This window comes from Enterobacter sp. IF2SW-B1, from assembly GCF_001743375.1.
Classification (GTDB): Bacteria; Pseudomonadota; Gammaproteobacteria; order Enterobacterales; family Enterobacteriaceae; genus Enterobacter; species Enterobacter bugandensis.
The window spans coordinates 187,830-211,994 of record NZ_MJAA01000008.1; the positions used below are offsets into that span (position 1 = coordinate 187,830).

Annotated in this window: 20 protein-coding genes and 3 pseudogenes; 19 read left to right on the forward strand and 4 right to left on the reverse strand. The window is 52.1% G+C overall.

What is annotated here, in order from left to right:
* The first annotated feature begins 26 nt into the window (after positions 1 to 26).
* The gene (glk, locus tag A6013_RS16820; RefSeq protein ID WP_028013981.1) at positions 27 to 992 is read left to right on the forward strand and encodes a glucokinase; all 966 of its coding nucleotides are present in this window, start codon (positions 27 to 29) and stop codon (positions 990 to 992) included.
* 38 nt (positions 993 to 1,030) lie between these two features.
* Here the strand turns inward: glk and A6013_RS16825 are convergent, their stop codons facing one another.
* Complete coding sequence (locus tag A6013_RS16825; RefSeq protein WP_028013980.1) at positions 1,031 to 1,762, reverse strand: LytTR family DNA-binding domain-containing protein; 732 nt, start codon at positions 1,760 to 1,762, stop codon at positions 1,031 to 1,033.
* Position 1,763: 1 nt separating this feature from the next.
* Entirely contained in the window at positions 1,764 to 3,470 is a 1,707-nt protein-coding gene (locus A6013_RS16830) for a sensor histidine kinase (protein ID WP_048959743.1), read from the reverse strand.
* 386 nt (positions 3,471 to 3,856) lie between these two features.
* Here A6013_RS16830 and alaC point away from each other — a divergent pair, with 386 nt between their 5' ends.
* Positions 3,857 to 5,095: an alanine transaminase gene (gene alaC, locus A6013_RS16835; RefSeq protein WP_028013978.1), complete on the forward strand. Its 1,239-nt coding sequence runs from the start codon at positions 3,857 to 3,859 to the stop codon at positions 5,093 to 5,095.
* Positions 5,096 to 5,145: 50 nt separating this feature from the next.
* Here alaC and ypdK read toward each other — a convergent pair whose 3' ends face one another.
* Entirely contained in the window at positions 5,146 to 5,217 is a 72-nt protein-coding gene (gene ypdK / locus A6013_RS26900; protein ID WP_099458937.1) for a membrane protein YpdK, read from the reverse strand.
* A gap of 358 nt (positions 5,218 to 5,575) precedes the next feature.
* Positions 5,576 to 6,496: a kdo(2)-lipid IV(A) palmitoleoyltransferase gene (lpxP, locus tag A6013_RS16845; RefSeq protein ID WP_028013977.1), complete on the reverse strand. Its 921-nt coding sequence runs from the start codon at positions 6,494 to 6,496 to the stop codon at positions 5,576 to 5,578.
* Between the two features lie 792 nt (positions 6,497 to 7,288).
* Here lpxP and tssB point away from each other — a divergent pair.
* The 17 genes and pseudogenes from tssB (at position 7,289) to A6013_RS27605 (ending at position 23,957) form a co-directional block, all read left to right on the forward strand.
* The gene (tssB, locus tag A6013_RS16850) at positions 7,289 to 7,786 is read left to right on the forward strand and encodes a type VI secretion system contractile sheath small subunit (protein WP_041908834.1); all 498 of its coding nucleotides are present in this window, start codon (positions 7,289 to 7,291) and stop codon (positions 7,784 to 7,786) included.
* Positions 7,787 to 7,818: 32 nt separating this feature from the next.
* Positions 7,819 to 9,363: a type VI secretion system contractile sheath large subunit gene (tssC, locus tag A6013_RS16855; protein ID WP_047368046.1), complete on the forward strand. Its 1,545-nt coding sequence runs from the start codon at positions 7,819 to 7,821 to the stop codon at positions 9,361 to 9,363.
* Positions 9,364 to 9,380: 17 nt separating this feature from the next.
* On the forward strand, positions 9,381 to 10,721 hold the full coding sequence (gene tssK, locus A6013_RS16860; protein ID WP_049138774.1) for a type VI secretion system baseplate subunit TssK: 1,341 nt from the start codon (positions 9,381 to 9,383) through the stop codon (positions 10,719 to 10,721).
* Positions 10,718 to 11,407 (forward strand): type VI secretion system protein TssL, short form, encoded by a 690-nt coding sequence (tssL, locus tag A6013_RS16865; RefSeq protein WP_041908837.1) that lies wholly within the window; start codon positions 10,718 to 10,720, stop codon positions 11,405 to 11,407. Before tssK ends, tssL begins: the two co-directional genes overlap by 4 nt.
* Positions 11,404 to 13,110 carry an OmpA family protein gene (locus A6013_RS16870; protein WP_049138773.1) on the forward strand — a complete coding sequence of 569 codons (1,707 nt, stop codon included), beginning with the start codon at positions 11,404 to 11,406 and terminating at the stop codon, positions 13,108 to 13,110. Before tssL ends, A6013_RS16870 begins: the two co-directional genes overlap by 4 nt.
* 5 nt (positions 13,111 to 13,115) lie before the next feature.
* Entirely contained in the window at positions 13,116 to 13,607 is a 492-nt protein-coding gene (gene hcp, locus A6013_RS16875) for a type VI secretion system effector Hcp (RefSeq protein ID WP_028019678.1), read from the forward strand.
* A gap of 159 nt (positions 13,608 to 13,766) precedes the next feature.
* Complete coding sequence (tssH, locus tag A6013_RS16880; RefSeq protein WP_069733457.1) at positions 13,767 to 16,421, forward strand: type VI secretion system ATPase TssH; 2,655 nt, start codon at positions 13,767 to 13,769, stop codon at positions 16,419 to 16,421.
* A pseudogene (locus A6013_RS16885) lies at positions 16,418 to 16,765 on the forward strand (contractile injection system protein, VgrG/Pvc8 family); the annotation flags it as partial. The gene tssH and the pseudogene A6013_RS16885, both read left to right, overlap by 4 nt.
* A 29-nt stretch (positions 16,766 to 16,794) precedes the next feature.
* Complete coding sequence (locus A6013_RS16890; protein WP_370738793.1) at positions 16,795 to 19,098, forward strand: type VI secretion system Vgr family protein; 2,304 nt, start codon at positions 16,795 to 16,797, stop codon at positions 19,096 to 19,098.
* On the forward strand, positions 19,082 to 20,101 hold the full coding sequence (locus tag A6013_RS16895; protein ID WP_069733458.1) for a peptidoglycan recognition family protein: 1,020 nt from the start codon (positions 19,082 to 19,084) through the stop codon (positions 20,099 to 20,101). The genes A6013_RS16890 and A6013_RS16895 overlap by 17 nt, the downstream gene beginning before the upstream one ends.
* An 8-nt stretch (positions 20,102 to 20,109) precedes the next feature.
* Entirely contained in the window at positions 20,110 to 20,433 is a 324-nt protein-coding gene (locus A6013_RS26905) for a hypothetical protein (RefSeq protein WP_139128233.1), read from the forward strand.
* A 343-nt stretch (positions 20,434 to 20,776) separates the two neighbouring features.
* Positions 20,777 to 21,124: pseudogene (locus A6013_RS16900) on the forward strand (contractile injection system protein, VgrG/Pvc8 family); the annotation flags it as partial.
* A 39-nt stretch (positions 21,125 to 21,163) separates the two neighbouring features.
* Positions 21,164 to 21,468: pseudogene (locus tag A6013_RS26910) on the forward strand (contractile injection system protein, VgrG/Pvc8 family); the annotation flags it as partial.
* Positions 21,425 to 22,081, forward strand: coding sequence for a DUF2345 domain-containing protein (locus A6013_RS25360; RefSeq protein ID WP_102863656.1), 657 nt, complete (start codon positions 21,425 to 21,427; stop codon positions 22,079 to 22,081). The pseudogene A6013_RS26910 and the gene A6013_RS25360, both read left to right, overlap by 44 nt.
* A 279-nt stretch (positions 22,082 to 22,360) precedes the next feature.
* The gene (locus A6013_RS27785) at positions 22,361 to 22,492 is read left to right on the forward strand and encodes a hypothetical protein (protein WP_256099417.1); all 132 of its coding nucleotides are present in this window, start codon (positions 22,361 to 22,363) and stop codon (positions 22,490 to 22,492) included.
* 2 nt (positions 22,493 to 22,494) lie between these two features.
* Positions 22,495 to 22,926, forward strand: a complete 432-nt coding sequence (locus tag A6013_RS16915) for a DUF4431 domain-containing protein (RefSeq protein ID WP_049137229.1) — start codon at positions 22,495 to 22,497, stop codon at positions 22,924 to 22,926.
* A complete protein-coding gene (locus A6013_RS27605) occupies positions 22,923 to 23,957 on the forward strand; it encodes a LysM peptidoglycan-binding domain-containing protein (protein WP_248040658.1) in 1,035 nt (344 codons plus the stop codon). Before A6013_RS16915 ends, A6013_RS27605 begins: the two co-directional genes overlap by 4 nt.
* Positions 23,958 to 24,165 lie beyond the last annotated feature (208 nt).

A 24,165-nucleotide genomic window follows, 5' to 3' on the forward strand; every position in this document is an offset into this window, starting at 1 on the left:
TCTGACTTTAGCGGAGCAGTAGAAGAATGACAAAGTATGCTTTGGTAGGCGATGTGGGCGGCACGAACGCGCGTCTCGCATTATGCGATGTAAGTAGCGGTGAAATTTCCCGGGCGAAGACCTACTCAGGGCTGGATTACCCAAGCCTTGAGGCCGTTGTTCGCGTCTATCTGGAAGAGCATCAGGTGAGCGTCGAAGACGGCTGCATCGCCATTGCCTGCCCGATAACCGGCGACTGGGTCGCAATGACCAACCATACCTGGGCATTCTCCATCGCAGAGATGAAAAAGAATCTCGGTTTTGCGCATCTGGAAATCATCAATGACTTCACCGCGGTGTCCATGGCGATCCCGATGCTGAAGCCGGAGCACCTGATTCAGTTTGGCGGCGCTGAACCGGTCGAAGGCAAGCCGATTGCGGTTTACGGCGCCGGTACCGGCCTGGGCGTATCGCACCTGGTGCATGTTGCTCAGCGCTGGGTGAGCCTGCCGGGTGAAGGCGGCCATGTGGACTTTGCGCCAAACAGCGAAGAAGAGGGCATTATCCTCGAAGAGTTACGCGCGGAGATCGGCCACGTTTCCGCCGAGCGCGTCCTGTCAGGGCCGGGGCTGGTAAACCTGTATCGTGCGATTGTGAAATCGGACGGTCGTCTGCCGGAAAACCTGCAGCCGAAAGACGTCACTGAACGCGCGCTGGCGGACAGCTGCATCGACTGCCGTCGCGCTCTTTCGCTGTTCTGCGTCATTATGGGACGGTTTGGCGGCAACCTGGCGCTGACGCTGGGCACCTTTGGCGGGGTCTATATTGCGGGCGGGATCGTGCCGCGCTTCCTCGACTTCTTTAAAGCCTCCGGTTTCCGCGGCGGGTTTGAAGATAAAGGGCGTTTCAGAAGCTACGTACAGGACATTCCCGTTTATCTCATCGTGCATGATAACCCAGGCCTTCTGGGTTCGGGTGCCCATCTGCGTCAGGTTCTCGGCCAAATCCTCTGATGCATCATTACCCTCTCCCGCGGGAGAGGGCTCTTTCGTTACAGGTGCATCAGCTGGCGGAACTCTTTCACTTTGCTGCGGCTCACCGGCACCTGAAAATCCAAATCCTTCAGGCGCAAAATATAGGTGTTGTTAAACCACGGTTCGATCTCGCGGATCTTGTTTAAATTGACGCAAAACGAACGGTGGCAGCGGAAAAAGTGGGCTGCCGGAAGCTTGCTGCAGAATTCAGTAATGTTCATCGCCATGACATACGATTCCCGCCGCGTATAGACAAACGTCATCTTTTCGTGCGCTTCGGCATAGTAGATATCGTTGACCGGGGTCACGATGATGCGCTCATCTTTGACCAGATTAATGGTGTCGTTTTCCCGTATCGTCGGGCTGGCGGTAGCCGGAGCGCTCTGTTGCTGCCATGCGGCCTCCAGCTTTTGCAGCATGCTGACAATTCGCGACTCCTGGTAAGGCTTCAGAATATAGTCAAATGCCTCCAGCTCGAAGGCTTCTACGGCATGCTCTTTCCATGCGGTAACGAACACAATAAACGGCTTATGGGCAAACTGATTGATATTTTGCGCCAGCAGCACGCCGTCCAGCGAGGGAATATTGATATCCAGAAAAATCGCGTCAACCCGGTTATGCTGCAGAAACTTCAGCACGTCCAGACCATCATCAAACGTACCCACAATCTCCATCTGGCTGTGGGTTTTGATAAGCCAGGTTAGTTCCTGTTGAGCCAGGAATTCATCTTCAACGATGATGACTTTCATATTACTCACCCTGAGGTAATAAAGATGTCGCCGCATGAACAGGGGAGCGCTCATTCGGGACGTAAAAAGCGATTTCAGTGCCTGGTTCAAGACGATGAATATGCAGCCCGTCGCCGTAGAGAAGCTTGACTCTGTGGTGCACGTTCAGCAGCCCGATTTTATTCCCGGGCATCTCGTTAGACTCCACGCGCTCAATGACTTTTGGGTCAATCCCGTGGCCGGTATCGCGTACCGCAATTCGCACCCGGTTGCCGCTTTCGGTGATGCTGATGGTGACCACCCCTTTGCCTTTACAGGGCTGAATACCGTGAACAATCGCGTTTTCAACCAGCGGCTGGATCAGCAGGCTCGGGATCACGCAGTTGACCTCTTCATCAATATCGTAAATCACCGTGAGCTTGTCGCCAAAGCGCGCCTGTTCAATCGCGATATAGTCTTTGATCTGATAAAGCTCTTTTTTAATGTCGATCTGCTCGTCATCTTTCAGTTCGATGTTGTAGCGCAGATAGCGCGACAGGTTAAAAATCAGCTGGCGCGCGGTGTCCGGATTCAAACGAATGGAAGAGGAGATAGCGTTGAGCGCGTTAAACAGGAAATGGGGATTAATTTTGCTCTGCAGCGCGCGCAGCTCTGCCTTATTTGCCATCTCACGCAGCTGTTCTGCCCGGGAGACCTCAAGCTGAGTAGAGATAATCTGCGACAGGCCAATGGCCATCTCCTGCAGCGTGGAGGTGATCTGATGCGCGTGGCAGTAATAAATTTTCAGCGTGCCCGTCACAACGCCTTTTTCCCATAGCGGGATCACCAGCATTGAGTGAATTTCCGGCGTTCGGTGAGCTTCATCATTGTTTTTAATAATGATTTTTCCGTAGTTAATCGCCTGTCTGGTGGTCGGACTAATGGTGTCGTCTCTGTCGCGATAGTTGTGCTCCCCGACGCCTACGTAGGCCAGCACGTGGTCGATATTGGTGATGGCGACGGCGTCAGCGTGAATGTCGTGGCGGATGATCTCGCAGACCTGGCGCAGCGACTCCGCGTTAACGTGGCGAAAGAGCGGCAGCGTTTTGTTGGCAATATCCAGCGCCAGCTTGGCCTGACGGGCGGCGCTGGCCTCTTTTTCCCCTTCAACGCTCTGCACCAGCAACACGATAAAACCGATGCAGACGCTGCCCAGGATCATAGGAATACCGATTTTCGAGACGATATCCAGCCCCAGCGCGGTGGTGGGGGCCCAGACGACGACAAGGATCATGGTCAGCGTTTCGCACACCATGCCCGCAGCAATCCCGGCGCGCCAGCGCTGTTTTTTTGGGATCTTACGGCCGATCCAGCCGGAAAGCACCCCGGCGATAATGCTGGTGATAAAGCATGGCACTGCCGTTACGCCACCGATATCAATCAGATAGCGATGGGTCCCGGCAATCACGCCGGTGATGACACCCACCCAAGGGCCAAACAAAATTCCGCCGGACATGACGGCGATAATGCGCACGTTAACCAGCGAACCCTCTACCGGCACCCCGGACCAGGTGCTAAACAGTGCGAACAGAGAAAAGATGGCGGTAACGGCCAGCAGCTCTTTCGGCGAGTGTGCGGATTTATGCAAAAGCTCGCGAAACAGGCGAATGCGAATCAGGAAGAACAGGCAAATCAGCATTAATGCCGCACGGTCAAAAACCGCCAGCAGCATAGTGAATATCTCGTGCACGGAGCAGACCTGGGCAAACGGGAAAGGACTATGATAAAAAACCTGGGGCGTATTGACCAGCTATCCGTCGGGTTTATCAAATGAGGAAAAACCATAGTTTACAAAGGGGATTGTCAGGTGAGGATTGATGCTACCCGATTTTTTCTCAGCGCCAAATCACCAGGTAACTGTTTTGATATCATTGTGTTAAATAACGGCTAACGGAAAGCCAATATCAGAACCCTGTTTCCACTTTCAGGCATTGCAGTGTTCCGGTTTTCACGCGGGCGCTTTTTTTTCATTTCCCTCTCGACAGCGTGATTTTTTTCAGGTTATTTTCTAAGCACGCCACATCGGTGGCAGCGTCGCTCGGACGGTCCGGGCGCTAACGTTAATCTGAGGAATCTATGGCTGAATTCAGTCCTGAACGCCGTTTTACGCGTATCGATCGTCTCCCCCCTTATGTTTTCAATATCACTGCTGAACTGAAGATGGCTGCGCGTCGGCGCGGCGAAGATATTATCGATTTCAGCATGGGTAACCCTGACGGCCCAACGCCACCGCATATCGTTGAAAAGCTCTGCACGGTTGCCCAGCGCCCGGATACGCACGGCTACTCAACCTCGCGCGGTATTCCCAGGTTACGTCGCGCGATCTCGCGCTGGTATCAGGATCGTTATCAGGTTGATATCGATCCTGAAAGTGAGGCGATTGTCACCATCGGCTCGAAAGAAGGGTTGGCACATCTGATGCTGGCCACGCTGGATCACGGTGATACGGTGCTGGTACCCAATCCAAGTTACCCAATCCATATCTACGGCGCGGTGATTGCCGGGGCGCAGGTGCGCTCTGTTCCGCTGGTGGAAGGTGTCGATTTCTTTAACGAACTGGAACGTGCCATTCGCGAAAGCTACCCGAAACCCAAGATGATGATCCTCGGTTTCCCGTCGAACCCAACGGCGCAGTGCGTGGAGCTTGATTTCTTTGAGAAAGTTGTCGCTCTGGCCAAGCGTTATGACGTGCTGGTGGTTCATGATTTAGCCTACGCCGATATCGTCTATGACGGCTGGAAAGCCCCGTCGATAATGCAGGTTCCGGGCGCGCGTGACGTGGCGGTGGAGTTCTTTACCCTGTCGAAAAGCTACAACATGGCGGGCTGGCGTATTGGCTTTATGGTGGGTAACAAAACGCTGGTAAGTGCACTGGCGCGCATCAAGAGTTACCACGATTACGGTACCTTCACGCCGCTGCAGGTTGCCGCTATTGCCGCTCTGGAGGGCGATCAGCAGTGCGTTCACGACATTGCTGCTCAGTATAAACGTCGCCGCGACGTACTCGTAAAAGGGTTACATGAGGCTGGCTGGATGGTGGAGATGCCGAAAGCGTCCATGTACGTCTGGGCGAAAATTCCGGAACCGTACGCAGCGATGGGTTCGCTGGAGTTTGCTAAAAAGCTGCTGCAGGACGCGAAGGTGTGTGTGTCCCCGGGTATCGGCTTTGGTGATTATGGCGATACCCACGTGCGCTTTGCTTTAATCGAAAACAGCGACCGTATTCGTCAGGCGGTGAGGGGCATCAAGAGTATGTTCCGGGCCGATGGCCTGCTCTCAGCAAAGAGCGTTGCTGAAAACCCCGTGTCCTCATGACAAAAAAACAGGAGCCAAATGGCTCCTGTTTTTTTGACTGCATGTTCTCACTAGATCATCAGGGCAAAGGTTCCGGCCCAGACTAAAACGATCACCGAAATGCCCATAAAGAAATATTTCACGTTTCATCGCTCCGCGTATCTTGTGGTACGCATTTAAAAACAGAGTCCAACTGATTATAGAGAACTGAAATCCCTGCTAAACAGAAATGAGAATTTTCCCGTTACGCCGATGACTCCCGCTCAGAATTCTGTGCTTTCCTGGTGCCAGACGGCGCTAATGTACGCTTAAAAATGAGGGGTGACAAGAGGGATTTTTTTAAATAATTTCCGCCACTTACGAGTGTCGTGGAACGGCGACAGTTTGATTTCACAGCGCAATAAATTCACTTTGGGCGACGCCATCAAAGACGGTTTTGCAGTGAGATGACAGGTGATTGAAAAGGCTAGTTTCTTAGCGAAACTAACCTTCATGCAGGGCTTAAATATAGAGGGAGGCTTCGCCAAGAGGACGCGTTTTGAAACGGCGATGCATCCAGAGATATTGCTCCGGTGCGCGCATGATTTCAGTTTCGATGACCTTATTGATAAACGCTGCCGCTTCACACTCGTTTTCCGGATAGTTAGCCATTTCCGGAGAGATGTGCAGACGGTAGCCTGACTTATCCGCTTTTCTCACCATCGTCACGGTCAGCATGGAGGCACCTGACAAACGCGAAATGACGAAAGTCCCGTTGGTCGTCGCTACATCCTTCACGGCAAAGAAGGGGGCAAAGCTGCTGCCTTTGCGTCCGTAATCCTGGTCAGGAGCGAACCAGACGGCCTCACCTTTCTTCAGGGCGCCAACCATACCGCGCAGGTTGTTACGGCTGATCATCGCTTTATTGGAGCGCATGCGGCCTCGCGTCTGAACCCACTCCATCAGTGCACTGTTGTGCGGTCTGTAGGTTGCCATCATTGGCTGACAAAGGCCCATCACGCGCCCGCCAAGCTCCAGGGACATAAAGTGCACGCCAACAACCATCACGCCGCGTTTTTGCAGCTGAGCGCGTTTAAGGTTGTCCAGTCCTTCTACATCAAACCATTTGCGGACGCGTTCATCCGGCCAGAACCAGGCCATGCCGGTTTCAAGCAGCGCCATGCCGATGGATTTAAAGTTTTCAGAGATCAGTTTTTCGCGCTCTTCAGCATTGTACTGAGGAAAGCAAAGCTCGATGTTTTTACGCGCGATAGATTCGCGACGCTTCAGGAAATAGCGGGATGCGCTGCCCAGTTTCGACCCCAGCATACGCAGCACAGGGTAGGGGAGCTGTACCAGCAGCCAGAGAACGCCAAGACCAAACCATGTAAACCAGTAACGCGGGTGTAAAAACGCGCGTTGAAATTTGGATTGAGACAAAATAGAGAAACCTATGTAGAGCCGGTGAAAGTAACGCTTAGTGCGATACCACGTGCCTATTAGACCGTAGTACAAGGTCATGGTTGCAGGCTTTACCGATCTTTACGGCGTTACCTGGCCATAGCTGACGTTGGGTGGGCGGTATAATGTAACACCGTTATACGATATGTGCTATTACTCGTTTTTGATTAAAAAAGCGACGATCCAGGAGGTGTTTGATTTTACAGATTTTATAAACAGCCGCATTGAGAGCATCTCTCCTTCTTGTGCGACGAGCTGAAGCCTCTGTGCAAGGATAAAGTCAATTCACGAGCAAGCACGGTATTAATGATTGACGACTCGTTAAGTATCCGGAAATGAATTTTTTACTACATATAATAAATAAGAATTTTCATAAGGAAAAATCTTATATATTATTCATGCCATCAATAAAATATTCACTTTTCATACTTCTTTCGTATCTTCTTTTTTGCGTCCCTCAATAGCTTCTTTCAGTTAATTCATGCTTTTTTGACAAAGTGTCGTGATGCAAATCAAAATAAGTTGTTTTTATTAGTATCTCACTGGTTGCGATCCTTTTAACGATATAAATATTTGGATTGCGCGAAAATAGTAGTTCCTTTTTCTGCCTTGGCAGGGCATTACACAATAATAGTTTAGCAGAAAATTCTTAAGAAATTTCTCATTGCGGGTTAATGATCTGCATATTTGATTTTGTGTCGATCATTATTCTATGATTGCGCATCAACGCGATACCGTGAAGTTGGCATAGCAAAACCAAAGAGGGATGATGAGATGGCTGACAGTTTTCAGAATGAAGTGCCTAAGGCACGTATTAACCTAAAGCTTGACCTGCATACTGGCGGAGCAAGCAAGAAAATGGAATTACCATTGAAATTGCTTGTTGCGGGTGATTTTAGTAATGGGCAGGACACAGCGCCAATATTTGAGCGCGAAAAGGTTAATATCACGAAGAACAATTTTGATAGCGTTCTTTCCGAATATTCCCCAAAAGTTAATCTGACCGTTAAAAATACGCTGGCTGATGATGGCGGTGAGGACAACATTCAGCTGACTTTCCAGAGCATGAAAGATTTCACGCCAGAGCAGGTGGCTGCTCAGATACCGCAACTGAAGGCGATGCTGGCGATGCGCAACTTGCTCCGTGATTTGAAAGCCAACCTTTTGGACAACCAGACTTTCCGAAAAGAGCTGGAAAAAATCGTTCTTGACCAGTCGCTTAGCGCTGAGTTGCGAAATGAATTATCCGCACTGGCGTCAAAAAAATCGTAACCATCAGGCTGTTTTAACGGATTAATCAAGGAATGCTCATGTCTGTACAAAATAATATTACTGGCGGTGAAAGCGTGGTGCTGGAGCGCCCAGCAGCGGGTGGGGTTTACGCTTCCCTGTTTGAGAAGATCAATCTGAGCCCGGTCTCTGAGTTGAGCGCGCTGGATATCTGGCAAGATGCGCAGGCGATGTCGGATGCCACCGCCGATGAACGTCTGACTGCAGGTATGCAGGTCTTTCTGGAGTGTCTGACCAAAGCAGGCTCGAAAGTCGAAAAACTGGATAAAAGCCTGATTGATCACCATATCGCTGAGCTTGATTTTCAGATCAGCCGCCAGCTGGACGCTGTAATGCACCATGATGAATTTCAGGCGGTTGAGAGCCTGTGGCGTGGGGTGAAGTCGCTGGTGGATAAAACCGATTTTCGCCAGAACGTGAAAATTGAGCTTCTGAGTATGTCTAAAGAAGACCTGCGCCAGGACTTTGAAGACTGTCCGGAGGTGATCCAGAGTGGTCTGTATAAACACACTTACATCGACGAATATGATACCCCGGGCGGCGAGCCGATTGCGGCGCTGATTTCCGCTTACGAGTTCGACGCTTCAGCGCAGGATGTCGCTCTGCTGCGCAATATCTCTAAAGTCTCTGCTGCGGCACATATGCCGTTTATTGGCTCGGCAGGCCCGAAATTCTTCCTCAAGGAGTCAATGGAAGACGTTGCGGCGATTAAAGATATTGGTAACTATTTTGACCGCGCCGAGTACATCAAGTGGAAATCGTTCCGCGATACGGACGACGCGCGCTACATCGGTCTGGTGATGCCCCGCGTACTGGGTCGTTTGCCGTATGGTCCGGATACCGTTCCGGTTCGCAGCTTCAATTATGTCGAAGAAGTCAAAGGTCCGGATCACGACAAATACCTGTGGACCAACGCATCGTTTGCTTTTGCGTCCAACATGGTGCGCAGCTTTATCAATAATGGCTGGTGTGTACAGATCCGTGGGCCACAGGCTGGTGGTGCGGTTCAGGACCTGCCTATCCATCTGTACGATCTCGGTACTGGCAATCAGGTAAAAATCCCGAGCGAAGTGATGATTCCTGAAACCCGTGAATTCGAATTCGCGAATCTGGGCTTCATTCCTTTGTCCTACTACAAAAACCGTGACTACGCCTGCTTCTTCTCGGCGAACTCCACGCAGAAACCGGCGCTGTATGACACCGCAGATGCAACGGCGAACAGCCGTATCAATGCGCGTCTTCCGTACATCTTCCTGCTGTCGCGTATCGCCCACTACCTGAAGCTGATTCAGCGCGAAAACATTGGCACCACTAAGGATCGCCGACTTCTGGAGCTGGAGCTGAACACCTGGGTCCGCAGTCTGGTGACCGAAATGACCGATCCGGGCGATGAACTTCAGGCGTCTCATCCACTGCGTGATGCGAAAGTGGTGGTGGAAGACATTGAGGACAACCCGGGCTTCTTCCGCGTGAAATTGTACGCTATCCCGCACTTCCAGGTGGAAGGAATGGACGTCAATTTGTCGCTTGTTTCACAGATGCCGAAAGCGAAAGCGTAAAAACAGGCAGGAAGCCGATGAAAACGGAACAACCGTTATGGGGTAGGGGCATTATGGTTTCTCCCCAGCATTTTCAGCAACAGGTCGCGTATGCGGCCTGGTCTGCCGAATGTATTGCCCGGCTGGGACTCATCTCACCCTGGGGGGTCATTGACGCCACTTTCGAACCGGAATCTCTCAAGCTTGGACGTCTCCAGGCCCGTCATCTGCATGTCCGTTTTCAGGACGGAACGCTGATTGATACAGACAATGCAGATTCTCTGCCGCCTGTGTTGTCGCTTGAAAGTGAATCGCAGGAGGTGACGGTGATGCTGGCGCTTCCGCTACTGCGGGCGAATGGCGGTAACTGCCTTAAACCCGATGAAGTGGCCGAGCGCCCGGTGCGTTATCGCCAGCGCTGGCGAGATGTACGCAATGCGTATGGAGAAGACACCCGTCAGATTGCGGTAATGCAGCCGGAACTGACCCTGCGTTTTGCGCATCAGAACAACAGCGATTACCTGACTTGTCCAGTCGCCCGGCTGGAGCAAGATTCGCAGGGTGCATGGCAATTAGATGAGACGTTTCTTCCTCCGCTGTTGACCATTCAAGGCAGCCGCTGGCTGGTGACGCAACTGGAACAGTTGATGACCCAACTGCGGGCTCGTCTCTGTCGTTTGATGGCAATGCGGCGCGAAAGCAATGAGCGTATGGCTGACTTTGCCGTGGCTGATGTCTCTCTGTTCTGGCTGCTCAACGCCCTGAATAGCGCTGAGCCCGTACTGGATCAGTTCCAGCGTAATCTGCAAAGCCCGCCGGAACGTCTGTATCCGGAGCTTTCTCGCCTGGCGGGGAGCTTGCTGACATTTTCTCTGGAGCACCAGGTGAACGCTATTCCGGTCTGGCATCATGAGCAACTCAACGCGGTATTTCCGCCGTTGTTTGATTTACTTAGCGATCTGCTTGAAGCCAGTCTGCCGTCCCGCGTGGTGGCTCTGACGCTCGACTATGACCCACGACTGCACTTCTGGCAGGCTCGCCTGCATGACCCGCGTCTGCGCGAAGGAGCGGATTACTATCTTTCTGTACGGTCGCCGATACCGGTGGCGCAGTTGCAGGAACAGTTCCCGCGCCAGTGTAAGGTCGGCAGTCCTGACCATGTGCGTGGGATCGTCAACTCATCCCGCGTGGGTGTACCGCTGATGCCGCTGCGTCATGTGCCAGCCGCCATTCCGCTGCGCCTGGAAAATCAGTATTTCAGTCTCGACCTCTCGCATCCTTTGGCAGCCGAAATGCTCCAGAGCGGGACATGCATGTTTTACGTCCCGGGCATGCTTGGTGAGCCTGAACTTGAACTCTTTGCGGTACTGAGAACATGAGTGAGCGTAAACGCGGCATTGCCGTGCCTGTTGATATTGACGCACTGCTGCAGGATACCTGGCTTCAGGTCATCAGCCTTCGCCATGGCCCGCTGTTTCAGGAAGGTGAAGGTCGGGTCTTATGGGAACGCTGTATCGCTGATGTAGAGCGCGTTCAGCGTGAACTAAAAGCGAGTGAACTCGATGAAGCCAGCTGTAGGCATATCCTCACTGCACAATGTGCATTGCTTGATGAAGCGGTAAAAGGCCGCGGTGTAGAGGATGATGCCTGTGTGCAGTGGTATGACATTCCTTTGCAGGGACACTTCCTCGGCACGATGGACGCCGGTGACACCTTGTGTGACAGGATGCGCGATGTGCTGCGTGAACCTGCACCAGACAATGCCGTACTGACCTGCTTTCAGCGGGTAATGATGCTCGGTTTTCTGGGTAGTTACCGCTCGCTAAGCGATCCTGAGCGTCAGAAGCTGGTCAGCGCCCTCAATGAACGTGTTACGCCGTTCAGCTATCCGCAGACTCACCCTGTTCTGGCAGAGAGTCGCACCGGACGGGGGACGGGAGGCTGGCTGGCGTCATGGCCCGCTCGTATCGGCCTGAGCGTGATTGTTCTTGCCGCGCTCTGGTGGGGACTGGATCAATGGCTCGATCAGATGCTGCTGACCCTGTTGCCGGGAGTCATAAAATGAGTCCTGTACAACAGCGCGGGCTTGCGCTGTGGGCCGCCCTGCTGAGTGCTGTGGTATGCCTGGCTTTTTTGCCGTTATCCCGGCTGGCTTCAGTGCTCGTTCTGCTGGCGATGATCGGGGTTATCGTCGCGTTCTGGTATATCGCCAGACCTCGTGCGGAGCATGACGCCAGCCTGCGTCTGGATGACCTTCCTGAAACCACTTACCGTCAACCTGTGGTGCTGGTTTGTGGTGATATGCCTCTGACCTGGCCGCAACAGTCACCGGTACTGACCGTCACGCAGGGATGCTGGATCCGCGTTGAGGATCATCAGGATCTGGAGCAGGTTGCCCGTCAGGTACTGTTGCAGCGCCCGGACTGGGGGCGTCAGCTGTCGGTGATGGTCAGTGTCTGTCCGCAGAAACACGTCGACAGCGAAGCCCTGACAAGTCGTCTGTTGGCTTTGCGCTGGCAAATTAGTCAGTTGCGTAAAGAAACGGGACATTCTGTGCCATTGATTCTGAATGGTCAGATAGGCAGTGCGATGACGGATGACATGCTCTGGCAGGCCGCTATTCCGGGTGAAGGGTGGACTGTCTGGCGTGAGTCGAATGCGCCTTGTTCAATTGCCGCATGGGTCACCACCGGCGGTGCGCCTGTGATGCAGCAGCAGGTGCTGATGAATAGCCTGATGAGTTGGTTCCATCAGCATGTCCAGGCGGTATTCATCGATGATAATCCTGATGTTCCGGCCATTGCACCTGCAGCAATGCTGGGGGGAATGGGGCCGATTCTTGCCGGAAGCCTTGCGTCATCGGCCTGGACGGCGTGGTTGTCGCGTCATACCGCCATGCAGCAGGTGTCTGGCTGGCACCCGGTGGGAACGGACAGTACGGTGATCTCCCCACTTCCGGATTTCATCCTGCCACAGCTACCGGAAGGGGGAGGACTCACTCCCCGTGCCCGGACCTGGCGCTGCGTCCTTGGCATTTTCACCCTGGCTGCTATTACCGCGCTGCTTTGTAGTGGCTGGAATAATCGCCAGCTATTGCATCGCGTGAGCTTCGATATTGTCCGTTACGATCGCATTTCTATGGATGACTACGGTCCGAAAGCCGACGCCGTTGCCGTCCTGCACAAGGATGCGGCATTGCTGGATGACCAGGCGCGTAACGGCGTACCGGCCCGATTAGGCCTGGGGCTTTATCAGGGGGAGCGACTCCGGATGCCGGTGCTGGAGGCCATCCGTTCGTATGTTCCTCCGCCCCCCAAACCTCAGCCGCAGCCCAAACCAGTACCGAAAATTGTGCGCCTCGACAGCATGTCGCTGTTCGATACCGGCAGATACGACCTTAAACCCGGTTCGACGAAGCTGCTGGTCAATTCTCTGGTCGGTATCAAAGCAAAACCGGGCTGGCTGATTGTTGTGTCAGGGCATACCGATAACACCGGCAATCCACAACTGAACCAGACGCTGTCCCTGAAACGTGCCGAAGCGGTACGCAACTGGATGCGTGACACCGGCGACGTGCCGGAAAGCTGTTTTGCGGTACAGGGCTATGGCGAAAGCCGTCCTGCCGCAACCAACGACACTCCGGAAGGGCGGGCGCTCAACCGTCGTGTCGAAATCAGTCTGGTACCGCAGGCCAATGCCTGTCAGATACCCGGCAAACACCCGGCGTCATCGCAGGATGATGGCGTCTCAGAAAATAAAACGGAGTAATTAACATGGCAATTCCTGTTTATCTTTGGCTGAAGGACGACGGCGGCGCGGACATTAAAGGGTCTGTGGACGTTCAGGATCGTGAAGGCAGCATCGAAGTGGTGGCACAGCAGCACAACCTGTACATCCCTACCGATAACAACACCGGCAAGCTGACCGGGACCCGTATCCACACGCCGTTCCTGTTCACTAAGGAAATCGACTCCTCCAGCCCGTACCTGTACAAGGCGGTGACCACGGGTCAGACCCTGAAATCCGCTGAGTTCAAGTGGTACAAAATCAACGATGCGGGCCAGGAAGTGGAGTACTTCAACACCAAACTTGAAAACGTCAAGGTGGTGAAAGTGAACCCGGTAATGCACGACATCAAGGATCCTTCTTTCGAGAAGCATAACCACCTTGAGCAGATCGAGCTGCGTTACGAAAAAATCACCTGGACCTACAAAGACGGCAACATCATTCATTCCGATTCCTGGAACGAACGCGCCACCGCGTAATCCTGATGCGGGCAGTTTTTTCCTGCCCGCAGTTTTTTGCTGAGCGCCTGAGACGCGGGTGCTCAGCAAAGAAAACACAACCTGCCTGCCTGACCTTATGCGCTTTGGTGAACAGCGAGGGGCGGTAGCGTGTCCAGGAACCGACAAAGAGAGAATCTCATGGAAAATCCAGCCATCCTGTTACGTCGTCTGAACCCTTACTGCGCCCGCGCGATGGAAGGGGCGGCATCGCTCTGCCAGACCCGTGCCCATGCCGAAATTCTGCCGGAGCACTGGCTGCTGAAGCTGCTGGAGCAAGGCGAGGGGGATCTCACTGTGCTGGCACGCCGCTACGAGTGGGATATGGATGGCATCTGGCAGGATCTGCTCGGCTGGCTGGATAAACAACCTCGCTCCGTGCGCCATCGGCCCCAGCTCTCAGAAGACATCCAGACTCTGATGCAGCAAGCCTGGCTACTGGCCTCACTCAATGGTGAAGAGCACATTCGCAGCGTCCATCTGCTGATGGCGCTGGTGGAAAAACCAAAACTGGCTCGTTGTGACGGCCTCTGGCCGTTGTTAACGCTTGGCCAGAGCCAGCTGGAGCGCCTGAGACCGTTGCTGGATGCGCAATCGGATGAGCGTCCGGAAATACAGCGCGAAGCTGAGCTGGCACAGAACCACGGCGGTGAAGTGGAGTTTGTCGGGCGTCCGGCTGGTGTGGAAATGGAAGAGGGGGAACTGAGTCCTGCACTGCAGAACGCGCTGGACAAATTTACGCTCGATGTCACCGCCAAAGCGAAGGAAGGGAAGATCGATCCTGTGTTTGGCCGTGACACAGAAATCCGCCAGATGGTAGACATCCTATCTCGTCGCCGCAAAAACAACCCGATTCTGGTCGGCGAGCCGGGCGTGGGGAAAACCGCACTGGTTGAAGGTCTGGCATTGCGTATTGCCGAGGGTAATGTGCCTGAATCCCTGAAAACGGTCACTCTGCGTACCCTCGACCTGGGCCTGCTACAGGCCGGCGCGGGCGTGAAAGGCGAGTTCGAACAGCGGCTAAAAAACGTCATCGATGCGGTGCAGCAATCACCGTCCCCGGTCCTGCTGTTTATTGATGAAGCGCATACCATCATCGGCGCGGGCAATCAGGCGGGCGGCGCCGATGCAGCGAACCTGCTAAAACCGGCGCTGGCGCGTGGCGAACTGCGTACCATTGCGGCCACCACCTGGTCTGAATACAAACAATATTTCGAGCGCGACGCGGCCCTGGAGCGTCGTTTCCAGATGGTAAAAGTAGATGAGCCTGATGACGACACCGCCTGTCTGATGCTCCGTGGTCTGAAGTCCCGCTACGCCGAGCACCATAACGTGCACATTACCGACGATGCGGTGCGCGCGGCAGTTACGCTTTCTCGCCGCTATCTGACGGGCCGCCAGCTGCCGGACAAGGCGGTTGACCTGCTCGACACCGCCGCAGCGCGCGTCCGCATGAGCCTCGACACCGTGCCGGAGCAGCTGACCTGCATTCGCTCGCAGATCACCTCTCTTGAAATGGAGAAGCAGGCACTGCTGGAAGATATTGCTGTCGGCAATCAGAGCCATGGTGAACGCCTGACCGTCATTGAGCAGGAAGAGAACGATCATATCGTTGCTCTCGACGAGCTTGAAACTCAATACGGGCAGGAACTGAAACTCACCGAACAACTGCTGGAAAGCCGCCAGGACATCTCCCGTCAGAGCGAGACGCTCGCGCTGCAGCAGGAACTGCACGGCATGCAGCACAGCAACCCGCTGCTCTCGCTAGATGTGGATGTGCGCACCGTTGCCAATGTGATTGCTGACTGGACAGGCGTTCCGCTGTCATCGCTGATGAAAGATGAGCAGACCGAACTGCTTACCCTGGAAGATGAAATTGGCAAACGTGTGGTCGGGCAGGATGTGGCGCTCGCGGCCATCGCGCAGCGCCTGCGTGCGGCAAAAACGGGTCTTACATCTGAGAATGGCCCTCAGGGCGTATTTCTGCTGGTGGGCCCGAGTGGGGTGGGGAAAACCGAAACCGCCCTGGCTCTGGCGGACGTGATGTACGGCGGTGAAAAATCACTGATTACCATCAACTTGTCCGAGTACCAGGAGCCTCATACTGTTTCCCAGCTGAAGGGCTCCCCTCCGGGCTACGTTGGCTACGGTCAGGGCGGTATTCTCACCGAAGCCGTGCGTAAGCGACCGTACAGCGTGGTGCTGCTCGATGAAGTCGAAAAAGCGCACCGCGACGTGATGAACCTGTTCTACCAGGTGTTCGACCGTGGCTTTATGCGCGACGGTGAAGGTCGTGAAATCGACTTCCGCAACACCGTTATTCTGATGACCTCCAACCTCGGCAGCGACCACCTGATGCAGCTGCTGGACGAACAACCTGAATCCACCGAAGGCGATCTGCACGAACTGCTGCGCCCGATACTGCGTGACCACTTCCAGCCGGCGTTGCTGGCCCGCTTCCAGACCGTGATTTACCGCCCGCTGGCGGAAGCGGCCATGCGTACCATCGTGGAAATGAAGCTGTTACAGGTTAGCAAGCGCTTGCATCGCCACTACGGCCTGATCACGCAGATTAATGAGAGCCTGTATGACGCCCTGACCGCCGCCTGCCTGCTGCCGGATACCGGGGCGCGCAATATCGACAGCCTGCTGAATCAACAAATTCTGCCGGTGCTGAGCCAGCAGTTGCTGACCCGTATGGCCGACAGACAAAAACCACGGTCGTTACATCTGAGCTGGAGCGAAGAAGAGGGCATTGGCCTGGAATTTGACGTTCAGGAGGGAGTGGACGCATGAGTAATAATCCTCCGTTAAGGTTCAGCCATAACCACCACCTGCTGGCGGTGAAAGGCTGTGAGGCCGCGCTCGACGTGCTGGCGTTTGAAGGCGATGAAGCCCTGAGCACGCCGTTCCGCTACCGTATTGAATTCACCAGCGGTGACCACGCCATCAGTAAAGAGATGATGCTGATGAAAGGGGCTTCCCTGACGCTGCAGGCCCCGGCAGACCAGGGTTACGGCATCAGAGTGCAGCAGGCCGTGCGCACCCTTCAGGGGGTGGTGACCGGCTTTGAACGCCTCGGCACCTCTAAAGATGAAACGCATTACGCCCTGACGCTCCGGCCACGCCTGGCTCTGCTCGACCGTTCGCACCGGGTTACGGCATCAGAGTGCAGCAGGCCGTGCGCACCCTTCAGGGGGTGGTGACCGGCTTTGAACGCCTCGGCACCTCTAAAGATGAAACGCATTACGCCCTGACGCTCCGGCCACGCCTGGCTCTGCTCGACCGTTCGCACCAGAACGCGATTTACCAGGACATGTCGGTCCCGCAAATCGTGGAAAAAATCCTGCGCGAACGTCACGGTATGCGCGGCCAGGATTTTCTGTTCTCGCTCACTAAAGAGTATCCGCGCCGTGAGCAGGTGATGCAGTACGGCGAGAACGACCTGAACTTCATCACCCGCCTGCTGGGTGAGGTCGGTATCTGGTTCCGCTTCACCACCGACACGCGCCTGAACATTGACGTGGTGGAGTTTTACGACGGCCAGCAGGGGTACGAGAAAGGCCTGACCCTGCCGTCGGTGCCGCCGTCAGGCCAGCACTCGCAGGGCGTGGATTCGGTGTGGGGGATGGAGAGCCATCACAGCGTGGTGCAGAAGCAGGTCAGCACCCGGGACTACAACTACCGTCAGGCCACAGAGGATATGAATACGCTGGTTGACGTCACCCGAGGGGGCGCGACCACGTACGGAGAAGCGTATCACTATGCCGACAATTATCTGACGCCGGGCAGCGCGTATGACCGCAACCCGGCGCCCGAGTCCGGGGCGTTTTATGCCCGCATTCGTCATGAACGCTACCTGAACGGCCAGACGCGGACCCGGGCCATCACCAGCTGCCCGACGCTCTTTCCGGGGCAGGTACTGAAAGTGACCGGCGGGTATGAAGTGGCGGAGGTGTTTGCACAGGGCGTGGTCATCACGGCGATGCAGACCCACGCGCGGCGGGATGAAGACTTCAGCCTTCGCTTTGACGGTATTCCGGACAGCCCGGATTTCAGCTTCCGCCCGGAACCTGGCTCACGCCCGGTGATGGCCGGTACGCTGCCGGCCCGCGTCACCAGTACCACCGAAAATGACACCTACGGGCATATTGATAAAGACGGCCGTTACCGCGTCAACATGCTGTTCGACCGTGATAACTGGGAGACCGGGTTCGAAAGCCTGTGGGTGCGCCAGTCCCGCCCTTATGCAGGGGACACCTACGGTCTGCACCTGCCGCTACTGGCGGGCACCGAAGTGGCGATTGGCTTTGAGGACGGTAACCCGGACCGGCCGTACATTGCCGGCGTGCTGCACGACTCGGCGCACGGCGACCACGTCACCATCCGGAACTACAAACGCAACGTCCTGCGTACCCCGGCGAACAACAAAATCCGCCTTGATGACGAGCGCGGGAAAGAGCATATCAAGGTCAGCACGGAATACGGCGGCAAGAGCCAGCTGAACCTCGGGCACCTGGTCGACAGCGGGAAGCAGCAGCGCGGTGAGGGCTTTGAGCTCAGGACGGACAGCTGGGGTGCGATACGGGCGCAGAAAGGGATATTTATCAGCGCGGACGCGCAGGCGAAGGCGCAGGGCCGGGTGCTGGAGATGAAGCCGGCGGTGAGCCACCTGGGTGATGCCCGGGCGCAGATGCAGGCGATATCGGATGATGCACAGACGGCGACGGCGAACCCGGCAGACCTTCAGGCGCAAATCACTCTGCTGGAACAGCAGCTGACGGACCTGAAAAAATCGGTGCTGCTGATGAGCGCCCCGGACGGTGTGGCGCTGACCAGCGGACAGCATCTTCAGGTATCGGCCGGCCAGAACCTGATTGCCACGGCCGGTAAAAATGCGGACGTCAGCGTGGTGAAAAATCTGTTCATCGGGGTGGGCAATGCCCTGAGCGTGTTTGTCCGCAAGCTGGGTATCAGGCTTATCGCGAACCAGGGGCCGGTGCAGGTACAGGCGCAGAACGATCTGATGGCACTGCTGGCACGCAAGGAAATCAGCATTGTCAGCACGGAAGATGAAATCAGGATTATCGCGAAGAAGAAGATCACGCTGAACGGTGGCGGGAGCTATATCACACTGGATGCGAATGCGATTGAATCAGCAACGGCAGGTGAGTACAGAACAAGGGCCGGGTATTACGTCAGGCGGGAAAAAGCGCATCACAAGCCTGAAATGATGGTCTTTCCGCTAATTAAGCTAAATGAATACATTCGTTTCATTGATTTCAAAAATAATATAACCGGTGAGCCTGTTCCTTTTGTGGACTATACAATAAAATTTGAAGATGGAACAATAAATACAGGGGCGGCTGATGAAGAAGGTCGCGTATTAATAAAGACTGGGGAGAGGTCTCTTCAGTTTGAAATAGTTGCAAACTTTGTGTCTGAGGATGGTTTAAATGACTCAATTAAATGAGAATTCTTTAAGGCATTCTACTGAACTGGCTGAATCAAAGCCTCATTCAATAGTGCTGATTAATGCAAATAGAATAGGTCTGGCTCGCGCAATAGACAAGCATACTGGGGAGCCTCAAAAAAATGTTGAATACTATATTAATTTTAAACTGGGAAAGGTCTGTGGTGGGAAAACCAATCAGTCTGGATATACTCAACCAATTCGATTTACAGGAAAAACACCAACGGTTTCATTTAATTTTATTTCACCCAAGAAAGAGGTTTTTTTGGGTGATGAAGTTATGTCAGATGATGATGACTTAAAGAATAATAATTTTAATTCGGAGTTTACAATAGTATCGGCGCAGCAATTAGATAAGAAATGTTATAAAATCACTCCTGTCCAATTAGATAATAGAGCCGCAGTGCGGCAAGCGATAATATTAGATGTGAGAAAAGGTGGGGGTGTATTCAAAACGCGGTCAGCCTGGAAGGCCAATGACAGTCAGAACGTTTCCCCTGACTGGAATTATACTAAAATCGCCATTCATAATGCTGGGAATAGTTATTCATGCTCGGATTTGAATAGTGATAAAATAAAAAAAATTGAAGAAGAACATATGGGTAAATTTAACCAGTTTGGTTATCATTATGCTATTGGATGCGATGGGGTAATTTTTGAAGGGCAGGATATAAGAAATAAAGGTGCTCACATCAGTTTTGGCAACACATCTATTATAGGTATTGTATTAATGTCTGACTTAAATGAACAATTGTGGGATCGTGATGATGAGGTAACCCCTTTACAAGAAAAGGCAGTAAAAAAAATCATATCCACGTTGCTTAACTATTTTAATATTACGGAGCTTGGTGGGCACAAGGAACACCAGGTTTTTTACCGTAATCCTAAAAAGCCTAACGAGGAAATAAAAAGATCCTGCCCTGGTAATTTAGGGATGGAATTTGTTGAAAAGTTGAGAAAAGAATTTAATCTGGGTAAACCAACTAAATATAAAGAATCTTAGGAGGGGGGATGGATAAAGCTAACAGGGTAAATTATTGTTGGGTTGCTGTCATAATGACATTAATATTGTCCCTTGCATGGTTTTTTGTTGGTGTTGAGCAGGTGTCTGGTGAATTCAAGGAAGAAACAGAATATGTCTTTTTTATCAAAAAGCATATGAGTACAAAATTTCTTTTTGTTGATCCAACAAATTGCAATGCAGGTTGCGATACACCATTACTTAATAATTTAAATGAAAAAAAACTCAAGCAATTCTCAGATTATTGTTTTTATAGATATGGTTTATCTTCTGAAGAGAATTGTTACAACATGTTGTATGAAAGTAACGATTGAGTTAGTAGAGGAATTAACTGCGATAGGTATATTATTCATGCAGTGGGTTGAATGCTTTTTAGTTATTCTAAAAAACAGGTGTTCAATAGCCAGAGTCAACTGTAAGAAATTTGATATTGTTCATTTTAAGTGAGTGATCGAAATAAATATTTATGGCTTGATGAAGTACGTTACTACTATTCTATATTATCAGCAGGCATTAAAAATTGGACGTGAATCAATAATCCATTTTGGCAAAGACTTTCGTAAATAATATGCGATAAAAATTAAGCAATAATTAACTTACTTTATGCATGTCTGCTTTTTTCTGAGCATAATTTTTCTGCCGATGTGAAGGAATACAATGAGCACTAATCCTCCGATCAGATACAGCCACAGCCATCATCTGCTTTCGGTGAAGGGCTGCGACGCAGGGCTTGATGTGCTGGCCTTTGAAGGCGATGAAGCCCTGAGCACGCCGTTCCGCTACCGTATTGAATTCACCAGTGGTAACCACGCCATCAGTAAAGAGATGATGCTGATGAAAGGGGCTTCCCTGACGCTGCAGGCCCCGGTAGACCAGGGTTACGGCATCAGAGTGCAGCAGGCCGTGCGCACCCTTCAGGGGGTGGTGACCGGCTTTGAACGCCTCGGCACCTCTAAAGATGAAACGCATTACGCCCTGACGCTCCGGCCACGCCTGGCTCTGCTCGACCGTTCGCACCGGGTTACGGCATCAGAGTGCAGCAGGCCGTGCGCACCCTTCAGGGGGTGGTGACCGGCTTTGAACGCCTCGGCACCTCTAAAGATGAAACGCATTACGCCCTGACGCTCCGGCCACGCCTGGCTCTGCTCGACCGTTCGCACCAGAACGCCATTTACCAGGACATGTCGGTCCCGCAAATCGTGGAAAAAATCCTGCGCGAACGTCACGGTATGCGCGGCCAGGATTTTCTGTTCTCGCTCACTAAAGAGTATCCGCGCCGTGAGCAGGTGATGCAGTACGGCGAGAATGACCTGCACTTCATCACCCGCCTGCTGGGTGAGGTCGGTATCGGATGATGCACAGACGGCGACGGCGAACCCGGCAGACCTTCAGGCGCAAATCACCCTGCTGGAACAGCAGTTGACGGACCTGAAAAAATCGGTGCTGCTGATGAGCGCCCCGGACGGTGTGGCGCTGACCAGCGGAGAGCACCTGCAGGTATCGGCCGGGCAGAACCTGATAGCCACGGCCGGAAAAAATGCAGACGTCAGCGTGGTGAAAAATCTGTTCATCGGGGTGGGCAATGCCCTGAGCGTGTTTGTCCGCAAGCTGGGTATCAGGCTTATCGCGAACCAGGTGCCGGTGCAGGTACAGGCGCAGAACGATCTGATGGAACTGCTGGCACGCAAGGAAATCAGCATTGTCAGCACGGAAGATGAAATCAGGATCCTTGCGAAGAAGAAGATCACGCTGAATGGTGGCGGGAGCTATATCACACTGGATGCGAATGCGATTGAGGCGGCGACGCTCGGGGATTACCGGACACGGGCGGGATTTTATGACCGGCAGCATAAGGCTTCAGCGAAACCTTCATTTTTAACGTTCCCCGTACTGGATGCTCCAGCGCCCGGCACAGACCACGGTAAATCAGATACAGACGAACAGGGAAGCGGAAAGGAATAGCCTGATAATCATCAACATCAACAACCCGAGGCTGGAAAACAAAGTTTGCGTTTTGCATTCCCTGGTGCCGATAGTGTAAGCCAAAGTATGGACTGGATGACAAATCAGCCGTACAACATTATTGACAGTAATGGGAAAATCCTGTCGACTGGCACGGTAGATAGTTCAGGTCGCTTCCCGAAAATAGTACTTCCTGAAAGCGATACATTAAATTTAATCATTGGGCGAGAAATCTAGAGTAAAGAAGACCTTTCTGTTTCATCAACTGAAGACGAAAGTATGGTTTTTTTGGGAGATGAAGAAACTGATGCCGATTTTTATTTAAGTGAAGTGGATTCTGAAGGTGATAGAGCATCAGCATTGACTGAATCAATGATTGCAACTTTATTAAATTTAACAAAGGCTAGTTGATAATGTTAAGTATGCTTAAGAAAATTATATTGAGTATGGCTATCTTATTCTATAACTCCGGTGCAAATGCTGCATGTCTGAAAGAGGGGGATAAGGTTGTACTCTCAGGAGTGATGAAAGAAGAGTTGTTTTACGGTCCCCCTAATTGGGGAGAAGATAGGGAACATGACGAAAAATTACTTTACTGGATCCTGCATTTAGATAGCCCGCTAAAGTGCGTGATTGATGCTAATACAGAGCAAAAAGGTTGGGACAGCAATGTTCAGCTCATTATTATCGGTGACGATTATAAAACCAAACGCAATTTACTTAATCAGCATGTCACTGTAGATGGAAATGTTATGCTTGCTGTCACAGGCTATCACATGACTTCAGTTTTACTAAAAGACAGCAGTTTTAAACCAACGGAAAAAAATAAAAAGGATGATGTATGAGATTTGTAAAAGCGACATACCATCTTGAAACCAAGACGGTTGAGTACGAAGCTGGTGATGGAACACGTTTGCTAAAAACTGCAGGGACATTAAATTGGAGATTTAACAATCCCGGGAATATTATGGCATTACCTGATGCAGGTAAGCAAAAAGGGCGGATAGGTGCTGGGACTGTATATAACCCGAAAGAAAATACATTTGCGATTTTTTCTAGCATGGAAGTAGGGGAGCGTGAAAAATGTGCATTATTGAAGCGAAAATATCGAGGCAATACTATATCAGAGATGATGTCGCAGTATGCACCAGAAGCCGCAGGCAATGATCCCGTAGCTTATGCCAATTTTATAAGCTCAGAGAGTGGAATTGCAAAAGATAAAAAAATATCTGATTTGAATGATAATGAATTCGGCAAAGTTGTGGATGCAATCAGTAAAAAAGAAGGTGGCCTGAAGCCCGGAACTGAAAAATGGGTGTATGTGACAAATGTGACTGTTTCTGATGGCTCCCGACCAGTTGCAGATGTGCCATTTAAAGTGACACTAGTAAGCACTACCTACGATTGGAAAACAGATGGTTATGGTAAGCTCAAGACAATCATCCATACGAAACAAGGAATGGCTATTGTCCTCAAATATACTAATTCTGCAGGAAAAGAGGATGTTGTTTATTCAGCTGTTGCTGGGGATGAAACGAAAAATATACTGCTCACAAGAAACTTTTCACAATTCGCTGCAAAAACACTAGCCGAAAGCCCAAAAGTTCCACGAGAGAAGAGTACTCAGGAGCCGATAGAGTACATAGTTATGTCAGGAGACACCCTCTCGAAAATTGCCGAACGTTATAAGACAAGTACTGATGAAATGGCTAAAAATAATAATATAAAAGATGTAAGTAAGATCTTCCCCGGCCAGCACTTGACGATTTATGGTGTCAATACTAGTGGCCCTTCAGTATATATAGTTTCACCGGGTGATATACTGGCAATAATAGCGGCGAAAAACGGTGTGAGTGTAGATGATATCGCACGATAGAATAATATATCGGACCCTAATAAAATATACCCGGGGCAATCCCTTTCTATTAGCACAAATGGCAGTAATGCTGCTGGTGAGACTAAGAAACCAGCAGTCAGTTCTCCAGCATCAAAATCAGTGAATAAAAGACGAAAAAATAGCGGTATAAATACCAATAAAAAAACGCTAGAATCGGTTGGGGGAAAGAATTCTGGAAATCCAATAG